The organism is Providencia sp. 2.29 (genome assembly GCF_015832305.1).
GTDB lineage: Bacteria > Pseudomonadota > Gammaproteobacteria > Enterobacterales > Enterobacteriaceae > Providencia > Providencia stuartii.
In genome coordinates this window covers 2,233,259-2,258,851 of record NZ_CP065420.1, presented here as the reverse complement: position 1 = coordinate 2,258,851, position 25,593 = coordinate 2,233,259, and the positions used below count along the sequence as shown (strand labels likewise).

The window sequence follows — 25,593 nt, the reverse complement described above, 5'->3', positions numbered from 1 at the left end:
ACTCAAAATCTGGTGGGATACCCAAGCGGCCAAAGGGAGCAGACTGTAAATCTGCCGTCACAGACTTCGAAGGTTCGAATCCTTCTCCCACCACCATTCAAGCGTTCCCTTCACCTAAAGTATCAATTGTGTCTATAAATCGATTTAACACACTAGAGTGTGACTTAGACTTATAAACATAGCAGCAGCAATCCTCAATAATTGAATTTAACGGAATATAGTTAAGCAACTTATCATTCACGTCATTTTCAGGGTAGTAATCAATAATTGCAATAAAATCACCAACTTGAAGAAAACTCTGGCAGTTACCAATATTATCCATTTGCCGAATACTGGCCTTATTACCTTCTAGTTCAACCTGATTAAGCAGCTCCCCCATTAAACTGCTCTTATAAAATGCAGGATCACACAGCCATGTGCATTGCCTTAATAGCGCCATAATATTGTAATGATATTTTTCATATAATTCATTACGACAATAAATCCCTAATGATGCATTCTCTATTTTTCTTTGTAAGGAAAAACGCTCACTGACGACAGGTTGAGAACTTAAAATAACCGTATTACCATCGTAATCAACAATTTCATCAACCTCCTCATAATTAAACCTCAATATATTAATTTGAACATTATTTTTATTTGCTGCCTGATAAAGGTGAATAAGAAAATTTTCTTTCCCCCAGTCATAATAAATATTGGCTTCATTGACAATATAACCTGTAAAATGTTTCTTAGTTATTTCCTTCTCTTGTAAGTAAAGATCACGTAAGTCATTATATAACTCTTGACCATCCTTAGTTAAAGTCATACCAAACTTTTCTCGTTTAAATAGGCGTTTTCCTAAGCTTGTTTCAAAGTCTTTAATTGACTTAGCAATTGGTGGCGTCGTTCGGTTCATTACCCTAGCAGCCTTACTCAATGAGCCATTTTCAACAACTGCCATAAATGCCTCTAATTTTCTTGAAAAGAACATATCTATGACCCCATTCTGTTTATTAAACATGCAAAATTCAACATTATTAATCATTAAAAACAATATGTTGAATAGCCCATCACTTGACATATCAGATGAAAATTTTAATTTAATTTTTCATTGAATGAGTAACAATTTTTCATAAAACTATTTTTATATTTTCCAATAATGCAAAGCAATATATTATACTGTTTCATTTCATTATTTTTTATGACTCGACTATTAAATCACATTAAATATAAATCACCAATTTGAAATCAGTGAACATATTTTTCATTAATTGTATAACTAATAATCTTATTTAAATTTTAAGATAAAACATTACGATTATAATTAGAGCTATAAATATTCATTAAGCATAATTCAATTTATATTTAAATAGTTATTTAATAGTTACAGTCTAGTCATCATCTGTTAGAATCTCGATGTACAGACAAAAATCTAATAGGTGATAAAAGACCATGAAATTTATCTCTTTCAACATAAATGGCCTCCGCGCTCGCCCACACCAATTGGCAGCTATCATTGATAAGCATCAGCCAGAGGTGATAGGTCTACAGGAAACCAAAGTTCACGACGAAATGTTTCCTTACGATGACGTTAGCAAGTTAGGCTATCATGTATTTTATCATGGTCAAAAAGCACACTATGGCGTCGCTCTCCTGACTAAAAATAAGCCTGTTGCAGTTCGAAAAGGCTTTCCTACCGACGATGATGATGCACAACGCCGGATCATCATGGCAGATATTGAAACCAATCATGGTTTATTAACTGTCGTAAATGGCTATTTTCCTCAAGGCGAAAGCCGTGAACACCCAGTAAAATTCCCTGCTAAAGAGAAATTTTACCAAGACTTACAAGACTATATTACATCAACCCAGACCCCTCAATCACAACTATTGATCATGGGTGATATGAATATTAGTCCAACTGATCTGGATATTGGTATTGGCGAAGCGAACCGTAAACGCTGGCTAAAAACAGGTAAATGCTCATTTTTACCCGAAGAGCGCGCATGGATGGAACGACTGCTAAATTGGGGGCTTGTCGATACTTATCGCGCAATGAACCCTGACGTGGATGATTGTTACTCGTGGTTTGACTACCGTTCAAAAGGTTTTGATGATAACAGAGGCTTACGTATAGATTTACTCTTAGCGTCTACGGCTCTTTCTACACGTTGTGTGGCAACAGGGATTGACTACGAAATACGGGGAATGGAAAAACCTTCAGATCATGCCCCCGTTTGGGCCGAGTTTGATTTAACCAAAGGCTAACTGCTCTTTTTTGTTCGATAGGGAAGATTTTCCCTATCGACCTCTCCGATAACCATCAAATGACTCACACTCACTAGTAGACTACTCTTGCTCACTTTTTTTCGGTTTTTTCGCCGATTTTGCGGGCTTTTTAGTCGTTTTATTCTTTGTGACAGGCGGTAACTCTCGAAATGCTCGTAAGTTAGTAAACTGACGGGCGTGATGAATAAGCTGCGTTAATGTCGCACTAAGCGGATTCATAAAATCAATATAACGCGTTTGTTTTTCACTGATTTGCGTCAAAATAGATTCCCAATGCGCCGTCATATCTGGCAATGTGGCCATATCAGGCAATACATGAATTAACGCTCTACCCGCTGGGGTTGAGTGAATATAGCGACCTTTTTTATATAAAAACTGACGCTTAAATAGCAGATCAATAATACCTGCTCGCGTCGCTTCAGTGCCTAACCCATCAGTTTCACGCAATACCTTTTTTAAGGCTTTATCTTGAACAAAACGCGCAATCCCCGTCATCGCGGATAATAGTGTCGCATCCGTAAAAGGCCTTGGGGGTTGCGTTTGTTTTTCAAGCACTTCGCCTTTTTCACACAGTAACTCATCCCCCTTAGCAACAACCGGTAATGGGCTACCGTCATTTTCAGCATCGCGCTCTTTACTGCCTAATACGACTCGCCAACCCGCTTCCGCTAAAAAACGCGCTTTCGCAATAAACTTGCCCTTTTCAATGTCAAGCTCAATCGTACATTTACGGTAAACGGCATCCGACATAAATTGAATGATATATTGACGGGCGATCAGTTGATAAATATTGGCTTCATGCTCCGTTAGTTTTACTGATACGGCTTTTGCGGTTGGAATAATAGCATGGTGAGCATCCACTTTTTTATCGTCCCAGCAGCGATTTTTTTTATCTAATTCAGGTAATTCAAACTGAGTTAATTCAGGTTGATGTACTGAAATCGCATTCAACACAGAATGACGTCCAGCAAAATGCTCATCCGGTAAATAACGGCTATCTGAACGTGGATACGTGATCAATTTATGAGTTTCGTATAAACGCTGGCAGATATCTAAAACTTCTTGAGCGCTTAGCCCAAACTTTTTAGCAGCTTCAATTTGTAGTGCAGAAAGGGAGAATGGTAATGGCGCAATTTCAGATTCGCGTTTGTCCTGATACTGCGTAACAAAAGCAGGCTTCCCTGTAATACGCGACACCACATGTTCAGCAAGAGGACGATGAAATAAACGCCCTTCTTCATCTTGATAATCAATACAAGATTCACTTGGTTGCCAAGTAGCCACAAAACGTTCATTTTCTGGCGTCACAATATGGGCGCGTACCTCAAAATAATCTTTAGGTACAAAGTTTTCAATATCTTCATCACGGCGAACAACAAGGCCTAATACAGGGGTCTGTACTCTCCCTACTGATAATACGCCTTGATACCCGCCACGTTGCCCCAACAATGTGTAGGCACGCGTCATGTTAATACCGTATAGCCAATCCGCTCTTGCTCTTGCTAATGCCGAAACGCATAAAGGAATAAACTCTCGGTTTTCACGTAACCGTTCGATGGCTCTTTCAACGGCTTGAGGGTTAAGGTCATTGATTAAACAACGTTTGACTTGCTTTCTTTTCTCATCAGAAAGCTTCAAAAAATCTAATACCTCATCCACCAGCAGTTGCCCTTCTCTATCAGGGTCTCCGGCATGAACGACTTCCGTTGCCTGTTTGAGAAGGGAATCAATCGTTTTAAGCTGCTTTGTCACTGCGGAACGTGGTTTTAACAACCACTTTTCAGGAATGATCGGCAGATCTTGCAGATTCCAGCGCGCATACCGAGGCTCATACGCATCTGGCTCAGCTTGTTCCAATAAGTGGCCTATACACCATGTCACTATTTGGTCATCACCGCACTGGATAAAACCATCCCCTCTCTTATGAGGTTTTGGCAACACATCCGCTATTGCCCTAGCGAGGCTGGGCTTTTCCGCAATAAACAAACGCATGAATTAATCTATCACTTCAATTAAAGGTACATTTTCCCGATGGGGTAATAATTTGCCGATAGACTGTAACAAAACACCTTGCTGCTGTGCAATGTCTTTAATTTTAGCGACCTCAGAAGGTTCTACTGCTATCAGTAAACCACCCGATGTTTGTGGATCGCATAATAATTTGCGTTGAGCCTCTGTCATCGGCCCAATAAGATGCCCATAACTTTCAAAGTTGCGTTGGGTTCCCCCAGGTACACAACCGGCATCGATATAATGTTCAACATTTGCAAGTTTCGGTACTCGGCTAAAGGATATTTCTGCTCGTACCTTTGAGCCTTGACAAATTTCACTCAAATGCCCAAGTAGACCAAAACCCGTCACATCAGTCATTGCAGTCACGCCCGGTAACGGTGCAACAACAGCTCCCAGTTTATTCAACTGACACATTGTTTGTGCCGCAAGATTTTGGTGCTCTTCGGCTAATAACCCTTTTTTCTCTGCAGTCGTTAATACGCCAATGCCCAGCGGCTTAGTCAGAAAAAGTTCACAACCTGCTGTTGCTGCACTATTTTTCTTCACATGCTCTGTATTTACCACCCCAGTTACCGCTAAACCAAAAATCGGTTCTGGTGCGTCAATAGAGTGACCACCTGCAAGCGTAATCCCTGCATCGGCACAAGCCGCTCTCCCTCCTTCAATGACTTCTCTTGCCACTTCGGGAGATAGTTTCGCAATAGGCCACCCTAAAATAGCAATTGCCATAATGGGTTTACCGCCCATAGCAAACACATCACTAATCGCATTAGTCGCCGCGATACGACCAAATTCATATGGTGAATCAACAATGGGCATAAAAAAATCTGTCGTACTGATAATCCCTATGCCATTGCCTAAATCATAAACAGCCGCATCATCTTTTGTTTCGTTACCTACAAGCAGATGAGGATCATGAAATTTGGCCTGCTCTGTATGAAGGATTTGTTCCAAAACTTTTGGGGCAATTTTGCAACCACAACCTGCACCATGGCTATACTGTGTTAATCTAATTTTTTCCATTACGCTCGGCCTTATCAATTAAAAGTAAGAAACAAATTCTTGCATATCAGGGATCTGTACTTTTGCAGGTGCTTTCAGTTCAGGCGTACCTAAATATAAAAAGCCCACAATGCGATCTGTCGGTGCACAACCTAATCCTTCACGCACAACCGCATCTTCCGTCCAAGAACCTGAACGCCAAATTCCCCCAAACCCTTGGGCAACCGCCGCCATTTGCATCGCTTGTACCGTACAACCAGCAGCAACAACTTGTTCCCACTCAGGTACTTTAGGGTGTGCTTGAGTCTTCGCGATAACTGTAATAATCAAAGGTGCTCTAAACGGGGCATTACGCGCTTTCTCTTCCACTTCCGGCCCTAAGTTGCCCTCTTTCGCTGCTTTTTCAAGTAATTGGCTAAAGCGATTTAACCCTTCGCCTTGCATCACAATAAAATGCCAAGGCCGTAAAGCACCATGATCAGGAGCACGCATACCTGCCGCTAAAATATTTTGCAATTCATCGCCTTGTGGTGCTGGGGTTGTTAGCCGTGAAGCTGAACGGCGGTTCAATAAAAGGGTTAAAGCATCCATATTCCTCTCCGATTCAGAGTAAACTGATATAATAGTCATTCAAACAAGCAATCATTATTGCGCTGATTAATGATTAAATACCCCAACCAGGGTTAGGTACTCAGCTTAAAAACTTATCATTCATCTTATTCGCTAACGAGTACCATGGTGTTATATTGATTAATTGATTGAATTATATCATTTGTGTATGTTGAAAAATATCATCACGACATTGTACAACGCTCCAAAGCGTATTGTTATGAATAAAAATATTATTCATTTGCAGACAACTGTTTTTATTTCGTTAAGATAACAAGTGCAAATTCGTGTGTCGGAGAAATTATGCGTCAAACATGGAAAATCATCGCCACTGTATTTAAATTCAGTTGGCGAATACTAAATTTTATTCGGGAATTGGTTTTCAACACTATTTTTCTTATATTGTGTTTTTTAGTTATTGGTTCGATAGCGCTATATCAATCCGATTCTAAACCTGACCAGAACTATTTTGGTGCACTTTATGTTGACTTACAGGGTATTGTCGTTGATCAGGTCTCAACCCCCGATCCTTTTGGCCGCATGAGTCGTGAGTTATTGGGAACCCCTAACAACCGCATGCAAGAAAACTCACTATTTGACATTGTCGATACCATTCGTAGTGCAGCAACCGATGATCGTATTACTGGCATGGTATTACGTTTAGATAACCTCGTTAGTGCAGATCAGCCTTCCCTAAACTTTATCGGGAAAGCGATTACTGAATTCAAAGAGTCTGGAAAACCTATCTATGCTGTTGGCGATAGTTTTAGTCAGTCTCAATATTATTTAGCCAGTTACGCTGATCATATTTTTCTATCCCCTCAAGGTATGGTGGGGATCCAAGGCTTTTCAACAAACACCCTTTACTACAAATCCTTGTTAGAAAAATTAAAAGTCAGTAGCCATATTTTCCGTGTGGGGACTTATAAATCTGCTGTTGAACCGCTAATGCGAGACAATATGTCACCAGAAGCACGCCAAGCGACTAAACAGTGGCTAGATGCGTTATGGAATAACTATCTTGATACACTAGCCAAAAACCGCCAAACCACTGCGAAAGGTATCTTCCCTGGGGCAGATGTGTTACTTAGTAAGTTACGTGCCTCCGGTGGTGATAACGCAAAATACGCATTAAATCAAAAATTAGTTGATAAGATTTATACGCGTGAGCAAGCAGAAAATGTGCTTAAAAATCAATTTGGCTGGAATAAACAAGAGAAGCATTTCAATTACATCAGTATTTATGATTATTCAGGTAAGCTGACCAGCACAACTGGCTCTGAAACATCAGCCACAGCGGGTAATATTGCCGTTATCATCGTTCAGGGCGCTATCATGGATGGCCCTCAATCTCCGGGTATTGCAAGTGGTGATTTAATTAGCTCACAAATTCGCGAAGCCCGTTTGAACGAAAATATTAAAGCAATCATCTTACGCGTTAATAGCCCTGGTGGTAGCGTAACGGCTTCTGATCTTATCCGCAACGAACTCGCGTCTGCACGTGCTGCGGGTAAACCCGTCGTCGTTTCAATGGGCGGCATGGCTGCATCTGGCGGCTATTGGGTTTCAACCCCTGCGAACTATATTGTGGCAAGCCCGAATACGATTACGGGTTCGATAGGCATCTTTGGCGTAATCAATACCTTTGAAAATGCCTTAGATTCTGTCGGAGTGTATACTGACGGTGTATCAACCACCCCACTTGCCGATATCTCTGCAACCAAAGGAATTAGCCCTGAATTTTCCGATATGATGCAAATTACTATCGAAAATGGTTATAAAACCTTTATAGGTTTAGTCGCGAAGTCACGTAATAAAACGCCAGAAGAAATTGATAAAATCGCCCAAGGCCGTGTTTGGATTGGCAGTGACGCGAAAAAAATTGGCTTAGTCGACCAATTAGGGGATTTCGATGATGCCGTGACTAAAGCGGCTGAATTAGCCAAACTCAATGACGTCTCATTAGATTGGATGCAACCTGAGTTGTCATTTATGGATCAGTTAATTTTAGAACTCAGTAGCACTGCCCAAGCAGTGATGCCTGACGTTCTACAGGTCTTCTTACCAGAAGCTGTTGCTACCGACATTCGTCAACAGGCACAATTCTTCTTAAAAATGAACGATCCTCAAAATCGTTACGCATTCTGTTTAAATTGCGCCGAAATTAACTAACTTCCCTGATCCCCTTTAGCACACCTAAAGGGGATCCCTCTATTTATCTTGCCTCTCCTCTCGCAAATCCCACTTAAACAGTAGATAACAATAATTAAATGAGTCAAAATTGTTATATCTTCATATAAAACAAAGGATAGTAATAGCTGCTTATATTGTTATTCATGCTATTCGTCGAACATTAGGTAACTCAATGCAGAAGAAATCGATTTATGTTGTGTATACTGGCGGAACCATTGGTATGCGCCACTCCCCACAAGGTTATATTCCAGTTTCAGGGCACCTTCAGGCCCAATTAGCTAAAATGCCCGAGTTCCATCGCCCTGAAATGCCTGAGTTTACCATCAAAGAACACCAGCCTTTAATCGACTCCTCTGATATTACGCCAGAAGATTGGCAAATCATTGCCGATGATATCAGTGAAAACTATGCGCTGTATGATGGCTTTGTTATCTTACATGGCACTGACACAATGGCTTATACGGCATCAGCATTATCATTTATGCTAGAGAACCTACGTAAGCCTGTAATTGTGACAGGGTCACAAATCCCCTTAGAGGCATTGCGTTCAGACGGCCAAACTAATCTACTTAATGCCTTATATCTCGCTGCGAATTACCCCATTAATGAGGTCGGTTTGTTCTTTAACAATAAACTGTATCGAGGAAACCGCACCGTAAAATCGCATGCCGATGGTTTCGATGCGTTCACTTCCCCCAACTGTCCACCATTAATGGAAGCAGGTATTCATATTCGTACTTTTAATACCTGCCCAGCCCCAATCGGTGTTGGCCCATTAATCTGCCACCGGATCACACCACAACCGATTGGTGTCGTTATGCTCTATCCCGGACTGTCTATTGAAATTGTACGTAACATACTCCAACAACCTGTAAAAGCTCTGATTTTACGCTCCTATGGTGTCGGAAATGCCCCACAACGCCCTGAATTACTGAAAATTCTCCATGATGCTACAAACCGAGGCATTATTGTGGTAAATCTGACACAGTGCATTTCAGGTCGAGTCAATATGGAAGGCTATGCGACAGGACATGCACTTGCCGAGGCAGGCGTTATCAGTGGATTTGATATGACATTTGAAGCTGCATTGAGTAAGTTACATTACTTACTTAGTCAAGAATATACACCGGCACATGTTCGGGAATTAATGCAACATAATCTTAGAGGTGAACTCAGCTATGCCGATGAATAAGCCAAATGAGGATTTAGTTAAATCCGCTTTACTGTTAGTTGATCTACAAAATGATTTTTGTACAGGTGGTGCCCTTGCTGTCGCCGATAGTGAAACGGTAATAAAAACAGCGAATAAGGCGATAGAGCTATGCCAACGACAAAATATTCCGATTATCGCTAGTCAAGACTGGCACCCCGCTAATCACCTGAGCTTTGCTGTTAATTCAGGAACACAAGTTGGTGACATTGGTACGCTTAATGGCATTCCCCAAGTGTGGTGGCCCGTTCATTGCGTTCAAGGGGAAGTTGGCGCTGAGTTTCATCCGGAACTCAACCGAGATGCCATTTGTGAAGTTTTTACGAAGGGTGAAAATCCGCAAGTAGACAGCTACAGTGCTTTTTTCGACAATGATAAAGTAAGCCAGACGCGATTACACGCTTGGTTACAAGAGCAACAAATTACCCAATTATTCATTATGGGGATAGCGACCGATTATTGTGTCAAATTCACGGTACTTGATGCGTTAAAGCTGGGATATAACGTTGATGTACTTACCGATGGTTGCCGAGGCGTAAATTTATCCGCAATGGATAGTGAACTCGCATTAGCCGAGATGTCACAAAAAGGGGCGACCCTACTCACCACCGATTCTCTGCAATAATTAACAACGACGTACCTTGCCCTTTTAAGGCAAGGTATTGGCTAGTCGCTAACACTATTGGTTGTTTGACATAGATTGAATAAAAAGCACACGCGAGTACCTCTCCCCCATATCCATGTTTTATCAACGCTGATTGCGCCATTTTCAACCACGGCGACAAGGCACACTGTTCATTTCGTTTTTCTGTATGCCTAGCGTGTTATTTCGCCTGTCGCCTGCCTCTAATTGCGATTATTCGTCTTTATTTTGTGGCTTCAAGGTTGCCAACATTTCCCCTTGAAACATCGATTTAAGTTCCTGCTTACTTTTCATCGTGATCTGCCCATCCGTACCAATGGTCATATGTTCAGGATCATGATTATGACGAGACTGCCATAACATCACCATCTGTAAGCTATGCTCTTTTTGCTCAGGGGTTAATGCGACACCATCAGGCCATTTTCCTAATTCAACGGCTGTCACCAAACGCTGATAAATTTCAGGGGTCATCACTGATAACAGTTGCTCTAATTGCTCTGGCTCTAAATTTACACTCACTTCACAACTCCTTCAAAGAGACCCAGTTAGTAGTTCATTTGACATATTATCTATTTCAACTTAGCTGAATCGATATTGCTTAATTTAGTTTTCAGCGTCAGCTAGCTTCAGCACCCTATCCACGGGTCTTTTCGCCAGTTTTCTCATCGATAAAACTTAATGATGCTGAATTAATGCAGTAACGTTGCCCCGTTGGTTGTGGACCATCAGGAAACACATGTCCTAAGTGGGCATTACAATTTTGACAACGCACTTCAATCCGATGCATTCCATGGGAGAAATCTTCGATATACTTAATCGCATCTTCAGTCATTGGTTGATAAAAACTCGGCCACCCGCACCCTGCATCAAATTTAGTGTCTGATAGAAAAAGTGGTGTACCACAACACAGGCATTCATACACCCCATCTTTACGATTATGCAATAACACACCAGTGAACGGACGCTCGGTCCCTGCCTGCTGAGTGACATATTGCTGAATATCATTTAGCTCCGAGATATCAATCGGTTGCTTACTTTTATCTGTCATATCAAACCCAAATATTGAAATAACTGAGTGGTATTAAGCTAAGAATACCCCCATTTGGTGCAACAAAAAATTAACAACACGTTTTATAAAGATATTCTAAACTAATTAACATAGTGCTTTGTGTTTTGATTTGTGACGAGTTTCACATATATCACTGATAGCAGGTTTCATTATCCCGCACAATCCCGATAATACGTGCGGATGTATTTGCCTCTAAAGTGGCTGACAAGTAAGCAATTAGTGCGAGTTGTTTTGATTTTTTTCAATAATTGACACGATTCCGCTTGACGGCTGGCAAGGTTTTGGTAACTTTAACTACAACTTAATTCACGAATAAATAGCTGGTGGAAATACTATGACTATCAAAGTAGGTATTAATGGTTTTGGTCGTATTGGCCGTATCGTTTTCCGTGCTGCACAAGAGCGTTCTGATATCGAAATCGTTGCTATCAACGACCTGCTCGATGCAGACTATATGGCATACATGCTGAAATATGACTCTACTCACGGTCGTTTCAACGGTACTGTTGAAGTTAAAGATGGTCACCTAGTTGTAAATGGCAAAAAAATTCGCGTCACTGCAGAGAAAGATCCTGCAAACCTGAAGTGGAACGAAGTTGGTGTTGACGTTGTTGCAGAAGCAACAGGTATCTTCTTAACTGATGAAACTGCACGTAAACACATCCAAGCAGGCGCGAAAAAAGTTGTTCTGACTGGCCCTTCAAAAGACGACACGCCAATGTTCGTTATGGGTGTTAACCATAAGAGCTATGCAGGTCAAGAAATCGTTTCTAACGCTTCTTGTACAACTAACTGCTTGGCACCTCTGGCTAAAGTTATCAATGACAAATTCGGCATTATCGAAGGTCTGATGACGACTGTTCACGCAACAACAGCAACTCAAAAAACTGTTGATGGTCCTTCTCACAAAGACTGGCGTGGTGGTCGTGGTGCTTCTCAAAACATCATCCCATCTTCAACTGGTGCTGCTAAAGCGGTAGGTAAAGTTATTCCTGAGTTGAATGGCAAACTGACTGGTATGTCTTTCCGTGTTCCTACTCCAAACGTTTCAGTTGTTGACTTAACTGTACGTATGGAAAAACCAGCCACTTACGCTCAAATCTGTGACGCTATCAAAGAAGCGGCTGCGGGCGAGCTGAAAGGTGTTCTGGGTTACACTGAAGATGACGTTGTATCAACTGACTTCAACGGTGAAAAACTGACTTCAGTATTCGATGCTAAAGCAGGTATCGCACTGAACGACAACTTTGTAAAACTGGTTTCTTGGTATGACAACGAAACAGGTTATTCAAACAAAGTTCTAGACCTGATCGCTCACATCTCTAAATAAGAGTTATTAGCGTTTTATGGTTAATTTGAGCCGCCTTTAGGCGGCTCTTTTGCTTTTATTCGCTCCTAAATTGTCAGGAGCCCCTCACTTACCTCTTAGAGTGAATGACGGTTTTCCTAAGTTCTGCTAACCTATTTGTATTCACTGTTTCTCTATTCACAGGCAAATAATTATGCACGATAAACTCTTTGCTTTACCGGTGATTAAGCAACTTTCAGCCTACATTAGCCAACGCCAATTGGGTGAATTACCCTTAATTATTGTTTCGCATCCTAAAGTGCGTGGTGCCGTTAGTATTCAAGGTGCACAATTAATCGATTGGCAACCTTGTGGTCAAAAACCGTGCATCTGGCTAAGCAGTGAAAGTGCTTTCAAAGCAGGTACAGCCATTCGTGGGGGTATCCCTATTTGCTGGCCTTGGTTTGGCCCCGCGGGTAGCCCAAGTCATGGTTTCGCCCGCATTTTACCGTGGCAATTTACTGCACATAATGAACATGAAGATGGCGTGATCCTCACCTTCACTCTGACAGATAACGAATATACACGCAAACTATGGCCACATGAGTTTACATTGATATTGCGAATGAAACTCGGTGAGACCTGTGAGTTAGAATTAGAAAGCTATGGTGATTTTGAAACCACAGCCGCAATGCACACTTACCTCAATATTGGTGATATCCAAAAAACCACGGTATACGGTTTAGGTGGCCACTACTTTGATAAAGTCAGTGACCGTGAAGTTTATGAAGATAAGCCGCTAAAAATTAATAGCCATACCGACAGAATTTACTCTGAGCCAGAGGAATATAGTTTGATCCGTGATGATAGCTGGTCACGAACCATTGAAATACACCATTACCATAACTCTGACGTTGTATGTTGGAACCCATGGGCTGAATTGTCATGTAGCATGCAAGATATGCCAAACAATGGCTACAAACAGATGGTTTGTGTTGAAACGGCGCGCATTAATCAACCGATGAAAAGTGAAAATCAGCACCCCGCTCGCCTTTCTCTCGTTATGATGACACGCGATAATAAGCCACAAGACTGATAGTGACCTCCGCGATGAGGCGGGCTCTTTTCTCGCCTCATCATTCTGTTACGTCACTAAGGATGGCGCAAGCAGCACTTCTTCATATACCTTTTCTCTCCAACGAAATAGTACGTGATATAAAAAACCGTCTACACGTTGTAAAGCATCAATAATTAAATTTAAGATAAGTATTGATTTCTATCCCACTAAAAAATGAACTCAATGAATAAGTACACCTTGTTATTATTATTGTCTGCCCCTATTGCCGTCTCTGCCAACTACTGTGACGACTTATATAAAAAATATAGTAATAGTTGGATGAGAGATATGCCAAAACAGGTATGCGAAGATGCGGTTAATGGTGATGCCGAAGCACAATTTAGCGTCGCGTCATGGAACACACGGTATCTAAGGCAACCTGAAGAAACTTATCGCTGGATAAAGATGTCAGCAGAACAAGGTTGTGCTAAATCACAGTATGTTTTAGGACTGCACTATTATGACGGAAAAGTTGTTGATACAGATTGGCTTAAAGCGTTTGCTTGGATTAAAAAAGCGGCTGATAATGGGATTCCCGATGCTCAGGCTATGCTTGGTTTCATGTATCAACATGGTCATGCAATTGGTCAAAATTATACAATAGCTCTAGAGCTGTATCATAAAGCGGCTGCACAACATAACGAAGATGCCTATCTCTATTTAGGCCGAATGTACGAAAATGGCATGGGGGTTACCAAAGATTATGCAAAAGCTTATGAGTATTTTGCAAAAGCCAAGATCGCTCACGTCTTATCCTACCTCCCCGATTATCCTTGCGATATTTATAAAGATCCTGACTAAAATAGCCATCTACCACCAGCAAATTCGCCATAATCAACCATGTCAGCAACTATTCGTGCCCTGTTCAAATACCAATAAAAAATCCCAAAAGCACAAAGCGCATTTTGGGATTTTTTGTCAAGTCGTGGTTAGCAATTAGAAGGTATAAGTTACCCCACTCCAAACAATTGCAGAAACTGATTTATTAACCATTGGACTATCTTTCACTTCATTTGGCAGACGGTCAATACGCCCCATTGCAAAGGCACTCCAATTATCATTGAACTTATAGTTACCTGATAATTCAACATATGGAGTCCAGCTATCACCCGGACGATAGCGAGCTAAACCACTATTACGCGACTCTTTTGAAGAGACACCATACTCATAGCGGTTTTGATTTTTGCTATCCCACTTGATACCTACACCTGGAACTAACGACCAATTGTCGCCATAGAAACCATAAAGGTAAGCAACTTCTGCACGCAAACCATTACTGATCCCTAACATATCCCCCGACGCAACGGTACGGATTGTTCCCCAATCGGCTTTGTGTTTGTACGTCAAGCCCCCCATTACCGTATCGCGGCGACGATCAAGCTCACGCATATCACGGTCGTCGTTATCTTTCGGTTTGAAGAATTGAGGGTAATAATAAGCATCAAGCGAAAGTTGATCCTCTTGGTCATTCCACAAGTAGTAACCTACTGCTAACGTACGAAAATAGAAGTTTTCACCTTCATAGTTAACAATCGGTACTGGCGTAACATAGTCTTTCGATTTTATACCTTTATAAGGTGTTGATTGCGCCAAAACCGAACCCCCTACAGACCAAGTTCCAGCCATAGCTGCGGAGGATAATAAACCTAATGCGACAGCAAGTGATGTTAATTTGATTGTTTTACGCATATTAACCTGAAATATTAGAAGATTGAACAATAGTGCGCATCATACCTTGATGTGCTCTTTAGCCAAAACACTCCCACGACTGATCACATTTTTAGTTAAATTTATAACTATGTCTAATACTGTTTACACAATCATTCTAATTTTCATATACGACTGGTACTCTTTTCGCCAACGCGCACATCAGTTCATAACCAATAGTGCCTGCCGCCTGAGCAACGTCGTCTATCGGTAAGTTTTTACCCCATAGCTCAACGCGATCACCAATCTTAGCAGTTGGGCATTCGCTAACATCTATTGTTAGCATATCCATTGAAACAGTTCCTAATAGAGGACAACGCGTTCCATTTAACCAAATGGGGGTGCCTGTTGGCGCATGACGTGGATAGCCATCCGCATAACCACAGGCGACCGTGGCTATCTTCATTGGGTAAGGTGCTGTAAATTTACTGCCATAACCAATAGATTCCCCAGCTGCAATCTCATGTGTTGCAATAATTTGTGATTGCAATGTCATTGTCGCACGTAAATCTTTATCCGCAATGTCTTGCCAACGACCACTTGGCGATGCGCCATATAAGATCACACCAGAGCGAACCCAATCATAATGGGTCTTTGGGTGCCATAACGTCGCCCCTGAATTGGCAATACAGACAGGAAACTGACCATCGATAAACTGTTTAATTATCGCATGAGGTTTATCTGTGCCTGTCGATAAATCCGAATTCGCAAAATGTGTCATTAAGGTGACCGTCTCTACATTTTCCATTGCAGACAATCTATGCACCACTTGAGCATATTCCGACGGCTCAAAACCTAAGCGATTCATTCCGCTATTTAGTTTGACATACACGGAGATGGGATTTTGAAAGTGCCTATTTTCAATCGCATCCAATTGCCAATAACTGTGCACCGCCGTAGTCAATTGGTATTGATCTATGACTTTTAAATCATCAGGCTGGAAAAAGCCCTCCAATAACAAAATAGGCCCCTTCCAACCTTGTTCACGCAATAAAATGGCTTCATTTAGATCTAAAATCGCGAAGCCATCCGATGCCGCCAGTGCTTTCCACACATGTTTAATACTGTGACCATAAGCGTCTGCCTTCATGACAGACCATATTTTTGCATGCCCAACGTGCTGACGAACTACGGACAAATTATGAGTAAAATTTTGCAGATGAATTACCGCACTGATTGGGCGAGGCATATCTCTTCCTTCTTTTTATACTATCCGAATATTTTTCAGCCAATTGCTCAACGCGCAGGCGATAAATCACCACTATGGGTTAATTTTGTATTAAAGCCATCAATATATCTAAATACCGATAAATCGTCGGATGCAATGTCAGGCTTATTCCCTGAAATCAGATCAGCTAATAACTTACCTGAACCACATGCCATCGTCCAACCTAGCGTTCCATGTCCCGTATTTAAATATAAATTGCTATAAGCCGTTGGGCCGACTATCGGCGTTCCATCTGGCGTCATAGGCCTAAGCCCCGTCCAAAACGTCGCTTGAGAAATATCACCGCCACCTTGATAGAGATCTTGTACTACCATCTTCAATGTTTCGCAGCGTTTTTTCAGCACATCCAAATTAAAGCCAACCACTTCTGCCATGCCCCCAACACGAATGCGGTCATCAAAGCGCGTTACTGCGATCTTATAAGTTTCATCCAAAACTGTTGATGTCGGTGCGCGCTCAGCATTAATAATTGGCATTGTTAATGAATACCCTTTTAATGGATAAACGGGTATTTTCACTAAATTATGCAGTAATGATGTGGAATATGAGCCCATCGCAACTACATAGCGATCCGCTTGTAATATTTCACCATCACAACGAATACCACTCACTTTATTGCCATCCGTCAGGATCTGTTCAACATGACGACCAAACTGGAATTTAACCCCCGCATCTTGGGCCATTTTCGCCAGTTTCTTAGTAAACTGTTGGCAATCACCCGTTTCGTCATTGGGTAAACGTAAGCCCCCCGTCAATTTATCCTTCACATATTCAAGTGCAGGCTCCGCTTTCGCTAACTCATTGGCGGTCAACAGCTCGTATGGTACGCCTTCTTTCTGTAAGACAGCGATATCATTGGCGGCATTATCAAACTGCTTTTCGGTCCTAAACAGTTGCAATGTTCCACCTTGACGGCCTTCATAACTAATCCCTGTATCTGCACGTAATTGGCGAATACAATCACGGCTATACTCCGCTATCCGCACCATACGGCTCTTATTCATCGCATAATGTTGAATATCGCAATTTTTAAGCATTTGCCACATCCAACGTAATTGGAATAATGTGCCGTCAGGCCTGATGGCTAATGGAGCGTGCTTTTCGAACATCCATTTAACCGCTTTTAATGGGATCCCTGGGGCACCCCATGGAGTCGCATAGCCCGGGGAAATTTGTCCAGCATTACCCGCACTCGTCTCTTCAGCAACATCCATTTGCCTATCTAATACGGTCACTTCATGCCCTTCTTGTGCTAAATACCAAGCTGTAGTAACACCGATGACCCCCGCACCTAAGACCAAAACTTTCATCACTCCCCCTGCTGCTTAGCACGAATATTTTCATTAGAATAATATTCTAGTATTCATTTTCCAATATGGTTAATTAACACTTTTAACAATTCAGACAATTAATTCAAAAACAGTTACAGTTACTTTACACCTCAGATTTAAATGCTAGTGCCCATTTCTAATTGAATAGTTAAAAACAGAATAAAAACAGTCAATTAATAGAAAATTAATTTCGATTGAATTATTTTTTTATACGTTAATTTAGAGTTTTATACTATCTTGTTGGTATATTATTTTGATGACCTATTTTTTAATATATGTTATTTCCATGCAATAACATAGAAAATAAATTCACAAATTTACCTTAAAATGAATTATAATCTTGTTGATTTTTTTATTTCAGAATTGTAGATAATTTAGTGATTTCAAGCACAAAAACAATTACCCATTTTTATCGCAAAAATGGTTTTTGCTCTTTTCTCGTATTGGATGAATCAGATTTACAAAGTATAAGCCTTCTGGGTCTCAGTCTGCTGAAAACGCCTCTTTCTCTATCTTATTGAATCCACAATGTATAAAACAATATAGAAACGAACGTTAATAAACGTTAATTATTACTATAAATCAAAATGTTACCACGTGAAATTAGCTGCTAAAGTCAGCAGTCAATTAATAAAATCTGACGGAGGGAGCATGATAAAAAAACGACCATTTCTTATTTTAATCGTAATGTCCTGTTTAATGACCAATCGCAGTGTAGCAGATTCAGATTGCATATCATTTAAACATTTTAAAGTGGAGCACGAGGGGAAAATTTGTTTTAGCATTCGCCCTCTGCTCACTTGCCATACTGAATGTGAAGCTGTCGAAACAATCCATAGCAAAGTACTATTTCAATGTTATTATCCTGATATAAAGCCACAATCACCCGAAATGATCACTCAAGCAGAAAATATTGCTCTCAATATTGAATACCCCATATCATGTGCACCCAAAAAAGCGTCAGGCAATATTCAGTAGCTGACCAAGTCACTTGCAATTTCTGGTTTTCTGAAAGCCAAAAGGCCAGTTGGTTAATAGCACCAAACTGGCTTCAGACATCATACAGTAACGTGAGTTAAAATTAGGATGCGCGGAATGGTTAGCGCGCATTTGCGAGGTCGTTAGGCATATTCCCTTGCATACTATGCCAAATCGTACCACTTTCTTTACCGTAATTTCTAACGGATTCCATAATACGATCGTACGCTTGTTCGCGGCATAAGTTTGACAATTGTTGATAGAAATTGAGCGCAAGGCGTCGTGCTTCCGGGTTAGAGAAATAGTAACGACCAACACGGGTATAAAGCCCTTTTAAGCCATTAATAATCAAGCCATAAATAGGGTTACCCGACGCGAAAGCCAACCCGCGGAATATATTGTAATCTAAGGCACTAAACGCATCTGCGTTATCTTCGACCTTCTCACGCTCAGACAAAACTTCCAATGATTTTTCAGGGTTTTGACGAAAAGCAGTACGGATAAAAATAGCAGCGATATTGGTTCTCACCGCTAGCAAATTATCAATCAGTTGTGGCACACGGTCATGATCTAACCTTGCTAAGGTTTCAAGAATATTCAGGCCTGAAGTCTCCCAATAATTGTTCACTTTGGTTGGTTTGCCATGTTGTATCGTCAACCAACCATCACGCGCTAAACGCTGTAATACTTCACGAAGCGTCGTACGTGTTACACCAATTAACTCCGAGAGTTCCCGTTCAGCAGGTAAAATCGACCCTGGTGGAAAGCGATTGTTCCAGATGCTCTCAATAATATACTCTTCCGCAAACCCTGCAGGACTTTGAGCTTTTATGACCATATTTTTATTATTCCAAACATTTTCAGACGGATTATTATAGAAATCATACCAGATTGTCGTAAATTGAGATAGTTAGACCCCACATAAACAACAAAACCAATCATAAACTCCCATATAATGAATATATTATCTATTACTGATCAGACTTAATTTATGTAAAAGATAAGAGTAGTATGTGAATTTACTGTACAATACATCAAGTAAGAGGAAAACAATTCATAATGGATTTTAGTGTAAAAAGAGCTTTTTTAAAAAATTTTCTAGGGAATTCTCCAGATTGGTATAAGCTCGCAATAATAATATTTCTAATTATCAATCCACTGGTATTTTATTTTGTCAGCCCGTTCATCGCCGGGTGGTTACTTGTAGTAGAATTTATCTTTACCCTCGCCATGGCACTCAAATGCTATCCGCTGCAACCCGGTGGGCTTTTAGCCATTGAAGCCGTCATCATTGGCATGACAACCCCAAAACAGATCTCTCATGAGATCAGTAACAATTTGGAAGTCATACTGCTGCTGATCTTTATGGTCGCCGGTATCTATTTTATGAAACAACTGTTGTTGTTCGTCTTCACCAAACTGTTACTGAATGTTCGTTCTAAACGTACGTTGTCATTAGCTTTCTGCTTAGCAAGTGCCTTCTTATCTGCTTTTTTAGATGCGCTCACTGTTATCGCCGTTGTGATTAGCGTCTCCATCGGTTTCTATTCTATCTATCATCAATACGCTTCTAGCCAACACAGCAATACTGATCTACAAAATGACAGTTATATCGATACGGCTGAGAAGAAACAAACACTTGAGCAATTTAGAGCTTTCTTGCGCAGCCTCATGATGCATGCCGGTATCGGTACAGCATTAGGGGGAGTCATGACGATGGTTGGTGAACCCCAAAACCTGATTATTGCTAAGCATGTCGATTGGGATTTCGTGACTTTCTTTATACGTATGGCCCCCATTACATTACCTGTTTTTGCGTGCGGTTTAATTGTGTGTTTTTTGGTCGAAAAATTTAAATTATTTGGATATGGGGCGGAATTACCTGCAACCGTTCGCCAAGTCCTGACTGATCATGACCAAAAAAATAGCACTAAACGTACCCAAAAAGAGAAAGCACAACTTATTGTGCAAGGCTTGATTGGTATTTGGTTAATCGTCGCCCTTGCCTTCCACCTCGCAGAGGTCGGGCTTATCGGTTTATCCGTCATCGTATTAACCACCGCCTTCTGTGGCATTACAGAAGAGCATGCCTTAGGTAAAGCGTTTGAGGAAGCATTGCCCTTTACCGCACTACTGACCGTCTTTTTCTCCGTCGTAGCGGTGATCATCGACCAGCAGCTATTTACACCATTTATTCAATTTGTATTGCAATCGTCTGAATCATCACAGCTCTCCTTGTTCTATCTATTCAACGGTCTTCTTTCCGCTGTTTCAGATAACGTCTTCGTCGGTACTGTCTATATTACCGAGGCATTAAAGGCATCAAGTGAAGGGCTAATTTCACACCATCAGTACGAGTTACTCGCCGTTGCCATCAATACGGGAACCAACCTTCCGTCGGTTGCCACGCCAAATGGGCAAGCGGCTTTCCTATTCCTGCTGACGTCTGCATTATCGCCATTAATTCGCCTCTCCTATGGCCGCATGGTATGGATGGCTTTACCTTATACCGTCGTCATGACTGTGGTTGGGTTAATCGGTGTTGAGTTTTGGTTAATACCTGTCACACACTGGTTAGAAAGCTTAGGTTGGATTAGCCTACCTTAAGTTTAATCACCACCAACTCACCTATATTCAAAGCTACTCACATCGTCAGATGGAGTAGCTTTTGTTTACTCTATCCCCCTAATTCGGCATTACTCCTTATTTGAAATTACAAATAAAATGGTTTAGTTTGTAATGTTAGGTAAAGGCTTATTTAAAATCGCATAATTATTCTCTGGCACCTTTTTTTGTCTTACCAATAGGGGCAAAATGTGCGTACCATTAATTTAGGGAAGTAAAGTATGTTCAGATTCTTTAACTACTGCTCACAAGGACGAGGCGCTTGGCTGTTAATGGCCTTTATTGCGTTTATGCTTGAATGTGCAGCGCTCTATTTTCAGCACATTATGAAATTGCAGCCTTGTGTCATGTGCATCTATGAACGTGTTGCACTGTTTGGCATTATGATTGCAGGGTTAATTGGCGCAATAGCGCCACGCAAAATCGCTTTACGTTGGGTTGCCATCATTATTTGGGGCTACGCTGCATGGCGCGGTTTAGATCTTGCTTGGGAGCATACCATGCTGCAACTCAACCCTTCACCATTTGCATCATGTGATTTCTTCGTCAATTTCCCCGAGTGGTTACCATTAGATAAATGGGCGCCTGCTGTCTTTGAAGCAACGGGTGACTGTACGGTTAGGCAATGGGATTTCTTAGGGTTAGATATGCCACAATGGCTAATTGGTATTTATGCAGCTTATCTTTTAGTGGCTATCATTGTCGCTATCAGCCAATTTTTTCCATCACACAAAAAAAGCATAGCGTAAATAGTACAACTCGCGTCCTATAAAGCGCATTGGCAGGCGGTAATGCGATGGCTCCCGATGAATGCCATTGGGAGCCACTTCTTATCATGGCATCTAGATTAAAAAAATAAAAACTCATTCTGTTTTATCCACTCATGCGCTGCATTCATCCCCCTAGCTAAAAATAGCCGACCTACTGCCAACGATTTTTAAATAAATAACAGCCGAAATTACCCGCATTATTTAGATAATTGCGTGCGCTTTATCATTTAAATGAAAAACAAGGGAGCGAAATGTGGAAATAAACTCAACAAATGGGTTAACTGCAAAATTGATATAAAAAAGCCCAACATGATGCGTGATGGACTTTTTATCTGAGGGAATTTAACTAAATACAACTGCCTGTAAGTATGACATCAGCAGCACAACGTTTACCATTAGCAAATTGACAAACGGCGGTTTGGGCGCCATTCAATTCTAGGTTTAATGAAGGTAATCCACCCGCAGAAACACACGCTTCTTGCGCTTGAGGCCCTAAATTAACCACCTGTTGCGCATATTGGGAAGCTGAGCGATCGACATGATGTGCCGTATTTATGGTTTCTGAACTCCCACAACCTGCTAAAACAAACAGACTACCAACGAATAGGCTATTCCAAAAAGTAAACTTAAGCAGACTGCTTTTTTTTCGATTCATCCTAATCCCCATCCATAACTGTTTCTGTTCCCTGAATCAGTGAACACTGCTTTTAGAAAACAGATTGATGACCAAAACACCGACTATGATTAATAGCATACCAATAATTGCAGGTAAATCGAGTTTCTGTTGATAAATAAATATTGCAGCGACCGAAACGAGTACAATGCCTAAACCGGACCAAATTGCATAAGCTATCCCTAAAGGGATCAATTTAACCACTTGGGATAATCCCCAAAAAGAGACCGCATACCCAATGACGACAATCAACGATGGCCAAAAACGACTAAAACCATCTGATGCCTTTAATGTCGTTGTAGCAATCACTTCTGCGACTATAGACATCAATAAAAAACCTAACCCCTTCATCAAGTCACCTTTTTATTATCTAACTTTATCAAAATGATAAGAAATTTAGCATAGTTATCAATTGCTGTAATGACCAAATATAAAAAAATACCCTGCAATAGAATCATTACTATTACAGGGGATTAAACATGTTAAGTAGTTTATTTAGTGTGCCATTGGCGCTGTTTTAACTTGTTCGCGAAATGACGCGCTATAGCGTCTAAATATAAAAGTACACCAAATTAATGAGATCAAGCCAAATATCGCCCCCACATAACCGATACTTGCCATCCCCATATGCACAATCACTTGGTTACCGAGCAAAGCACCACCACCGATACCAATATTGAAGATCCCCGAATAGATTGCCATTGCAAGGTCAGTGGCATCCGGTGCAAGATCAATCACCTTCACCTGCATACCCAAGCCCACGCACATGATGGCGATCCCCCAGAATATGCTTAAGATAACCAGCCAGCTTACATGACCACTGATTGGCATTAACAATAATAAACATATCGTCAAAACAGCAATCGCCACAGGTAGAAATGATAGTGTATATTTACCACTATAACGGCTAAAGATCATACTTCCCGCAATCCCCGCCACACCAAAAATCAGCAATAATAGGGTTGCAAAATTTTGGCTCTGTAGCGCGATATCGCGAACAAAAGGTTCGATATAGCTGTAGGCGGCAAAATGCGCTGTGACGACCACGACCGTCAGAACAAACAATCCGACTAACGCTTGGCGTTTAAAAAGTACTGGCAAGCTTTTTAATGAACCTGAATGCTCACTCGGCAATTTAGGTAAAAAGCGAATCAATGCAATCATGGTTAATAATGCGATAGCACCAATACATAAGAAAGTGACACGCCACCCTAATAACTGACCAATAACACGCCCTATTGGTAAACCTAACACCGTTGCTAACGCAGTACCTGTCGCTAATAAACCTAACGCTTGAGCCTTTTTACCCGCAGGTGCAACGCGGATAGCTAACGAGGCGGTGATCGACCAAAATATCGCATGCGACAATGCAACCCCTACTCTCGCCACAATCAAAACTTCAAAATTCCATGCAAAACCAGAAAGGATATGACTTAAAACAAAGACAATAAATAGTAATGCTAATAACTTACGCCGTTCAATTTTGCTCGTAAGTAGCATCAGCGGCAATGACATAATGGCCACTACCCACGCATAAATGGTGATCATCAACCCGGTATGGGCTACTGTCATGTTAAAACTCGCCGCAATATCACTCAGTAATGCAACGGGAACGAATTCGGTGGTATTGAAAACAAATGCGGCGACCGCTAGTGCCACAACTCGGATCCAAGCTGTTTTTCTAGAAACCTGTGTCATTGTCTTTGCTTGCGCCTTTGTTGATATCAGCAAAAACCCATCCCCCAATCAAAAGCTGATCGGTATAGAAGCCACGTTATTGGATTTAAGCTGAGGTTTGATATTGCTTCGATTCAAGGATTGAAAAGCAATCTAATTTATGTGAATGGTATCACATTTTTCTCAGGTATTTAAAGTGAGTCAATGCGAGAACATCAATAAAAAGTTGCTCTATTTCTGATAGCTCGCGCCTCATCAATGATTTCATGAGCCGTTAACCCAATAGGGCCTATACCTTTTTCTATTAGTAAGTCTGCCGCTTTACCATGCAACCAAACGCCGGCTCTCACCGCTTCTTCAATGGGTAATGATTGCGCCAATAAACTGCCGATAATCCCTGATAACACATCCCCACTCCCCGCTGTAGCTAACCCACTATTACCCGTTTCATTGCGCCAAGTTTGGCCATTGGGGGCAGAAATTATTGTATGGTGACCTTTTAACACTGCCCAGCAACCAAACCGCTGGCTGAGATGTTGCGCGGCACTCAACCTATCCGCTTGTATCGCCGTGACTGTTGTTTGTAACAACCTTGCGGCTTCTTTAGGGTGCGGCGTGAGTACTGTTTGTGATGATAAGGTTTGAGATAGGGGCATCTGAGCAAGTAGATTCAGGCCATCAGCATCAATTAACACGCTTTGCTGCTGTTCAACAAATGATAATGCTCTATCTATCAATAATTGCGCATCTGAAGATACACCTAAACCACAACCAATAACCCATGCTGTTGGTGTTTCACCATTTATCACTTCATTGGCTTGGCGCAACATTAATTCGGGGGCATGCTCTATAAGTTGCAATGTGAGTGGCGATTGATTAAACCCAATAATCACTTTGCCACAGCCACTTTTGAGCGCGGCAACGCCAGCAAGTACGCAAGAGCCGGTCATTCCTGCACTACCACCAATAATATTTAGCGTTCCAAACGTGCCTTTGTGACTCTGCTCTGGTCGAGGCTTAACAAATAAAGGGAATTGCTCTGCTAGCCACTGTTTTTCTATTGAAGTTAACATCACTAATCCTTTTGATATTACATTGCGACCTTTTAATTCCTATCTGAATTCTTCATCTTAATTCATCATGTTATGGCGCAATCTATAACCTTTCTATGATATAATATTAGCAAACT

General features: G+C 41.2%; 25 protein-coding genes and 1 tRNA gene. 12 read left to right on the top strand and 14 right to left on the bottom strand.

The window, feature by feature from the left end:
- Positions 1-11 precede the first annotated feature (11 nt).
- A tRNA-Tyr gene (locus I3B46_RS10355) sits at positions 12-96 on the top strand.
- Between the two features lies 1 nt (position 97).
- Here the strand turns inward: I3B46_RS10355 and I3B46_RS22410 are convergent.
- Entirely contained in the window at positions 98-973 is an 876-nt protein-coding gene (locus tag I3B46_RS22410) for a LysR family transcriptional regulator (RefSeq protein WP_041705365.1), read from the bottom strand.
- Between the two features lie 461 nt (positions 974-1,434).
- Here I3B46_RS22410 and xthA point away from each other — a divergent pair, with 461 nt between their 5' ends.
- A complete protein-coding gene (gene xthA, locus I3B46_RS10345; protein WP_004920298.1) occupies positions 1,435-2,250 on the top strand; it encodes an exodeoxyribonuclease III in 816 nt (271 codons plus the stop codon).
- A gap of 81 nt (positions 2,251-2,331) precedes the next feature.
- On the opposite strand, the gene I3B46_RS10340 is transcribed toward xthA, so the two are convergent.
- The 3 genes from I3B46_RS10340 to I3B46_RS10330 are packed head-to-tail and all read right to left on the bottom strand — an operon-like array spanning position 2,332 to position 5,877.
- Complete coding sequence (locus I3B46_RS10340) at positions 2,332-4,263, bottom strand: DNA topoisomerase III (RefSeq protein ID WP_004920303.1); 1,932 nt, start codon at positions 4,261-4,263, stop codon at positions 2,332-2,334.
- Between the two features lie 3 nt (positions 4,264-4,266).
- Complete coding sequence (gene selD, locus I3B46_RS10335) at positions 4,267-5,307, bottom strand: selenide, water dikinase SelD (protein WP_014656071.1); 1,041 nt, start codon at positions 5,305-5,307, stop codon at positions 4,267-4,269.
- 18 nt (positions 5,308-5,325) lie between these two features.
- Positions 5,326-5,877, bottom strand: a complete 552-nt coding sequence (locus I3B46_RS10330) for an NAD(P)H nitroreductase (protein ID WP_014656072.1) — start codon at positions 5,875-5,877, stop codon at positions 5,326-5,328.
- A 321-nt stretch (positions 5,878-6,198) separates the two neighbouring features.
- On the opposite strand from I3B46_RS10330, the gene sppA reads away from it, so the two are divergent.
- From sppA to pncA, 3 genes are all read left to right on the top strand, one after another.
- Entirely contained in the window at positions 6,199-8,067 is a 1,869-nt protein-coding gene (sppA, locus tag I3B46_RS10325) for a signal peptide peptidase SppA (RefSeq protein ID WP_014656073.1), read from the top strand.
- Positions 8,068-8,260: 193 nt separating this feature from the next.
- Positions 8,261-9,280: an asparaginase gene (gene ansA, locus I3B46_RS10320; RefSeq protein ID WP_004920319.1), complete on the top strand. Its 1,020-nt coding sequence runs from the start codon at positions 8,261-8,263 to the stop codon at positions 9,278-9,280.
- Complete coding sequence (pncA, locus tag I3B46_RS10315) at positions 9,267-9,923, top strand: bifunctional nicotinamidase/pyrazinamidase (RefSeq protein WP_014656074.1); 657 nt, start codon at positions 9,267-9,269, stop codon at positions 9,921-9,923. The genes ansA and pncA overlap by 14 nt, the downstream gene beginning before the upstream one ends.
- 231 nt (positions 9,924-10,154) lie before the next feature.
- Here the strand turns inward: pncA and I3B46_RS10310 are convergent, their stop codons facing one another.
- Positions 10,155-10,460 carry a YeaC family protein gene (locus tag I3B46_RS10310; protein ID WP_004920326.1) on the bottom strand — a complete coding sequence of 102 codons (306 nt, stop codon included), beginning with the start codon at positions 10,458-10,460 and terminating at the stop codon, positions 10,155-10,157.
- A gap of 115 nt (positions 10,461-10,575) precedes the next feature.
- Positions 10,576-10,989, bottom strand: a complete 414-nt coding sequence (msrB, locus tag I3B46_RS10305) for a peptide-methionine (R)-S-oxide reductase MsrB (protein WP_004920330.1) — start codon at positions 10,987-10,989, stop codon at positions 10,576-10,578.
- Between the two features lie 355 nt (positions 10,990-11,344).
- On the opposite strand from msrB, the gene gapA reads away from it, so the two are divergent.
- The 3 genes from gapA to I3B46_RS10290 all read left to right on the top strand — a co-directional run bounded on the left by gapA (position 11,345) and on the right by I3B46_RS10290 (position 14,216).
- Positions 11,345-12,340 carry a glyceraldehyde-3-phosphate dehydrogenase gene (gapA, locus tag I3B46_RS10300; protein ID WP_004920333.1) on the top strand — a complete coding sequence of 332 codons (996 nt, stop codon included), beginning with the start codon at positions 11,345-11,347 and terminating at the stop codon, positions 12,338-12,340.
- Positions 12,341-12,512: 172 nt separating this feature from the next.
- Positions 12,513-13,394 carry a D-hexose-6-phosphate mutarotase gene (locus I3B46_RS10295; RefSeq protein WP_004920336.1) on the top strand — a complete coding sequence of 294 codons (882 nt, stop codon included), beginning with the start codon at positions 12,513-12,515 and terminating at the stop codon, positions 13,392-13,394.
- 204 nt (positions 13,395-13,598) lie between these two features.
- Positions 13,599-14,216, top strand: a complete 618-nt coding sequence (locus tag I3B46_RS10290) for a tetratricopeptide repeat protein (protein ID WP_014656075.1) — start codon at positions 13,599-13,601, stop codon at positions 14,214-14,216.
- Between the two features lie 135 nt (positions 14,217-14,351).
- Here I3B46_RS10290 and I3B46_RS10285 read toward each other — a convergent pair whose 3' ends face one another.
- From I3B46_RS10285 to I3B46_RS10275, 3 genes are all read right to left on the bottom strand, one after another.
- Positions 14,352-15,104: a MipA/OmpV family protein gene (locus I3B46_RS10285; RefSeq protein ID WP_004920345.1), complete on the bottom strand. Its 753-nt coding sequence runs from the start codon at positions 15,102-15,104 to the stop codon at positions 14,352-14,354.
- Positions 15,105-15,240: 136 nt separating this feature from the next.
- Complete coding sequence (gene alr, locus I3B46_RS10280; RefSeq protein WP_061064009.1) at positions 15,241-16,311, bottom strand: alanine racemase; 1,071 nt, start codon at positions 16,309-16,311, stop codon at positions 15,241-15,243.
- A gap of 47 nt (positions 16,312-16,358) precedes the next feature.
- The gene (locus I3B46_RS10275) at positions 16,359-17,660 is read right to left on the bottom strand and encodes a D-amino acid dehydrogenase (RefSeq protein WP_004920353.1); all 1,302 of its coding nucleotides are present in this window, start codon (positions 17,658-17,660) and stop codon (positions 16,359-16,361) included.
- A 672-nt stretch (positions 17,661-18,332) separates the two neighbouring features.
- Between I3B46_RS10275 and I3B46_RS10270 the strand changes: the two genes are divergently transcribed.
- Complete coding sequence (locus I3B46_RS10270; protein ID WP_104873513.1) at positions 18,333-18,659, top strand: hypothetical protein; 327 nt, start codon at positions 18,333-18,335, stop codon at positions 18,657-18,659.
- Between the two features lie 121 nt (positions 18,660-18,780).
- On the opposite strand, the gene fadR is transcribed toward I3B46_RS10270, so the two are convergent.
- Positions 18,781-19,497 (bottom strand): fatty acid metabolism transcriptional regulator FadR, encoded by a 717-nt coding sequence (gene fadR, locus I3B46_RS10265; RefSeq protein ID WP_004920358.1) that lies wholly within the window; start codon positions 19,495-19,497, stop codon positions 18,781-18,783.
- Positions 19,498-19,718: 221 nt separating this feature from the next.
- Here fadR and nhaB point away from each other — a divergent pair, with 221 nt between their 5' ends.
- Together nhaB and dsbB are read left to right on the top strand one after the other, a co-directional pair.
- Positions 19,719-21,266: a sodium/proton antiporter NhaB gene (gene nhaB, locus I3B46_RS10260; RefSeq protein WP_004920360.1), complete on the top strand. Its 1,548-nt coding sequence runs from the start codon at positions 19,719-19,721 to the stop codon at positions 21,264-21,266.
- 239 nt (positions 21,267-21,505) lie between these two features.
- Positions 21,506-22,033, top strand: coding sequence for a disulfide bond formation protein DsbB (gene dsbB, locus I3B46_RS10255; protein ID WP_104873514.1), 528 nt, complete (start codon positions 21,506-21,508; stop codon positions 22,031-22,033).
- Positions 22,034-22,400: 367 nt separating this feature from the next.
- Here the strand turns inward: dsbB and I3B46_RS10250 are convergent, their stop codons facing one another.
- The 3 genes from I3B46_RS10250 to I3B46_RS10240 form a co-directional block, all read right to left on the bottom strand.
- Positions 22,401-22,709, bottom strand: a complete 309-nt coding sequence (locus I3B46_RS10250) for a DUF333 domain-containing protein (RefSeq protein WP_014656080.1) — start codon at positions 22,707-22,709, stop codon at positions 22,401-22,403.
- A gap of 36 nt (positions 22,710-22,745) precedes the next feature.
- Positions 22,746-23,078, bottom strand: coding sequence for an SMR family transporter (locus I3B46_RS10245; protein WP_004920375.1), 333 nt, complete (start codon positions 23,076-23,078; stop codon positions 22,746-22,748).
- A gap of 144 nt (positions 23,079-23,222) precedes the next feature.
- Positions 23,223-24,386, bottom strand: coding sequence for a sugar transporter (locus tag I3B46_RS10240; RefSeq protein WP_230494553.1), 1,164 nt, complete (start codon positions 24,384-24,386; stop codon positions 23,223-23,225).
- Here I3B46_RS10240 and I3B46_RS22405 point away from each other — a divergent pair.
- A complete protein-coding gene (locus tag I3B46_RS22405) occupies positions 24,298-24,519 on the top strand; it encodes a hypothetical protein (RefSeq protein ID WP_223854892.1) in 222 nt (73 codons plus the stop codon). The genes I3B46_RS10240 and I3B46_RS22405 overlap by 89 nt on opposite strands.
- A 100-nt stretch (positions 24,520-24,619) precedes the next feature.
- Here I3B46_RS22405 and I3B46_RS10235 read toward each other — a convergent pair whose 3' ends face one another.
- On the bottom strand, positions 24,620-25,477 hold the full coding sequence (locus I3B46_RS10235) for an NAD(P)H-hydrate dehydratase (RefSeq protein WP_040133205.1): 858 nt from the start codon (positions 25,475-25,477) through the stop codon (positions 24,620-24,622).
- Positions 25,478-25,593: the final 116 nt, after the last annotated feature.

Bases quoted from the DNA above. Each gene is read 5' to 3' on its own strand.
- I3B46_RS22410 (WP_041705365.1), bottom strand. From the start codon at position 973: ATGTTCTTTTCAAGAAAATTAGAGGCATTTATGGCAGTTGTTGAAAAT.
- xthA (WP_004920298.1), top strand. From the start codon at position 1,435: ATGAAATTTATCTCTTTCAACATAAATGGCCTCCGCGCTCGCCCACAC.
- I3B46_RS10340 (WP_004920303.1), bottom strand. From the start codon at position 4,263: ATGCGTTTGTTTATTGCGGAAAAGCCCAGCCTCGCTAGGGCAATAGCG.
- selD (WP_014656071.1), bottom strand. From the start codon at position 5,307: ATGGAAAAAATTAGATTAACACAGTATAGCCATGGTGCAGGTTGTGGT.
- I3B46_RS10330 (WP_014656072.1), bottom strand. From the start codon at position 5,877: ATGGATGCTTTAACCCTTTTATTGAACCGCCGTTCAGCTTCACGGCTA.
- sppA (WP_014656073.1), top strand. From the start codon at position 6,199: ATGCGTCAAACATGGAAAATCATCGCCACTGTATTTAAATTCAGTTGG.
- ansA (WP_004920319.1), top strand. From the start codon at position 8,261: ATGCAGAAGAAATCGATTTATGTTGTGTATACTGGCGGAACCATTGGT.
- pncA (WP_014656074.1), top strand. From the start codon at position 9,267: ATGCCGATGAATAAGCCAAATGAGGATTTAGTTAAATCCGCTTTACTG.
- msrB (WP_004920330.1), bottom strand. From the start codon at position 10,989: ATGACAGATAAAAGTAAGCAACCGATTGATATCTCGGAGCTAAATGAT.
- gapA (WP_004920333.1), top strand. From the start codon at position 11,345: ATGACTATCAAAGTAGGTATTAATGGTTTTGGTCGTATTGGCCGTATC.
- I3B46_RS10295 (WP_004920336.1), top strand. From the start codon at position 12,513: ATGCACGATAAACTCTTTGCTTTACCGGTGATTAAGCAACTTTCAGCC.
- I3B46_RS10290 (WP_014656075.1), top strand. From the start codon at position 13,599: ATGAATAAGTACACCTTGTTATTATTATTGTCTGCCCCTATTGCCGTC.
- I3B46_RS10285 (WP_004920345.1), bottom strand. From the start codon at position 15,104: ATGCGTAAAACAATCAAATTAACATCACTTGCTGTCGCATTAGGTTTA.
- alr (WP_061064009.1), bottom strand. From the start codon at position 16,311: ATGCCTCGCCCAATCAGTGCGGTAATTCATCTGCAAAATTTTACTCAT.
- I3B46_RS10275 (WP_004920353.1), bottom strand. From the start codon at position 17,660: ATGAAAGTTTTGGTCTTAGGTGCGGGGGTCATCGGTGTTACTACAGCT.
- I3B46_RS10270 (WP_104873513.1), top strand. From the start codon at position 18,333: ATGATAAAAAAACGACCATTTCTTATTTTAATCGTAATGTCCTGTTTA.
- fadR (WP_004920358.1), bottom strand. From the start codon at position 19,497: ATGGTCATAAAAGCTCAAAGTCCTGCAGGGTTTGCGGAAGAGTATATT.
- nhaB (WP_004920360.1), top strand. From the start codon at position 19,719: ATGGATTTTAGTGTAAAAAGAGCTTTTTTAAAAAATTTTCTAGGGAAT.
- dsbB (WP_104873514.1), top strand. From the start codon at position 21,506: ATGTTCAGATTCTTTAACTACTGCTCACAAGGACGAGGCGCTTGGCTG.
- I3B46_RS10250 (WP_014656080.1), bottom strand. From the start codon at position 22,709: ATGAATCGAAAAAAAAGCAGTCTGCTTAAGTTTACTTTTTGGAATAGC.
- I3B46_RS10245 (WP_004920375.1), bottom strand. From the start codon at position 23,078: ATGAAGGGGTTAGGTTTTTTATTGATGTCTATAGTCGCAGAAGTGATT.
- I3B46_RS22405 (WP_223854892.1), top strand. From the start codon at position 24,298: ATGTTAAAACTCGCCGCAATATCACTCAGTAATGCAACGGGAACGAAT.
- I3B46_RS10235 (WP_040133205.1), bottom strand. From the start codon at position 25,477: ATGTTAACTTCAATAGAAAAACAGTGGCTAGCAGAGCAATTCCCTTTA.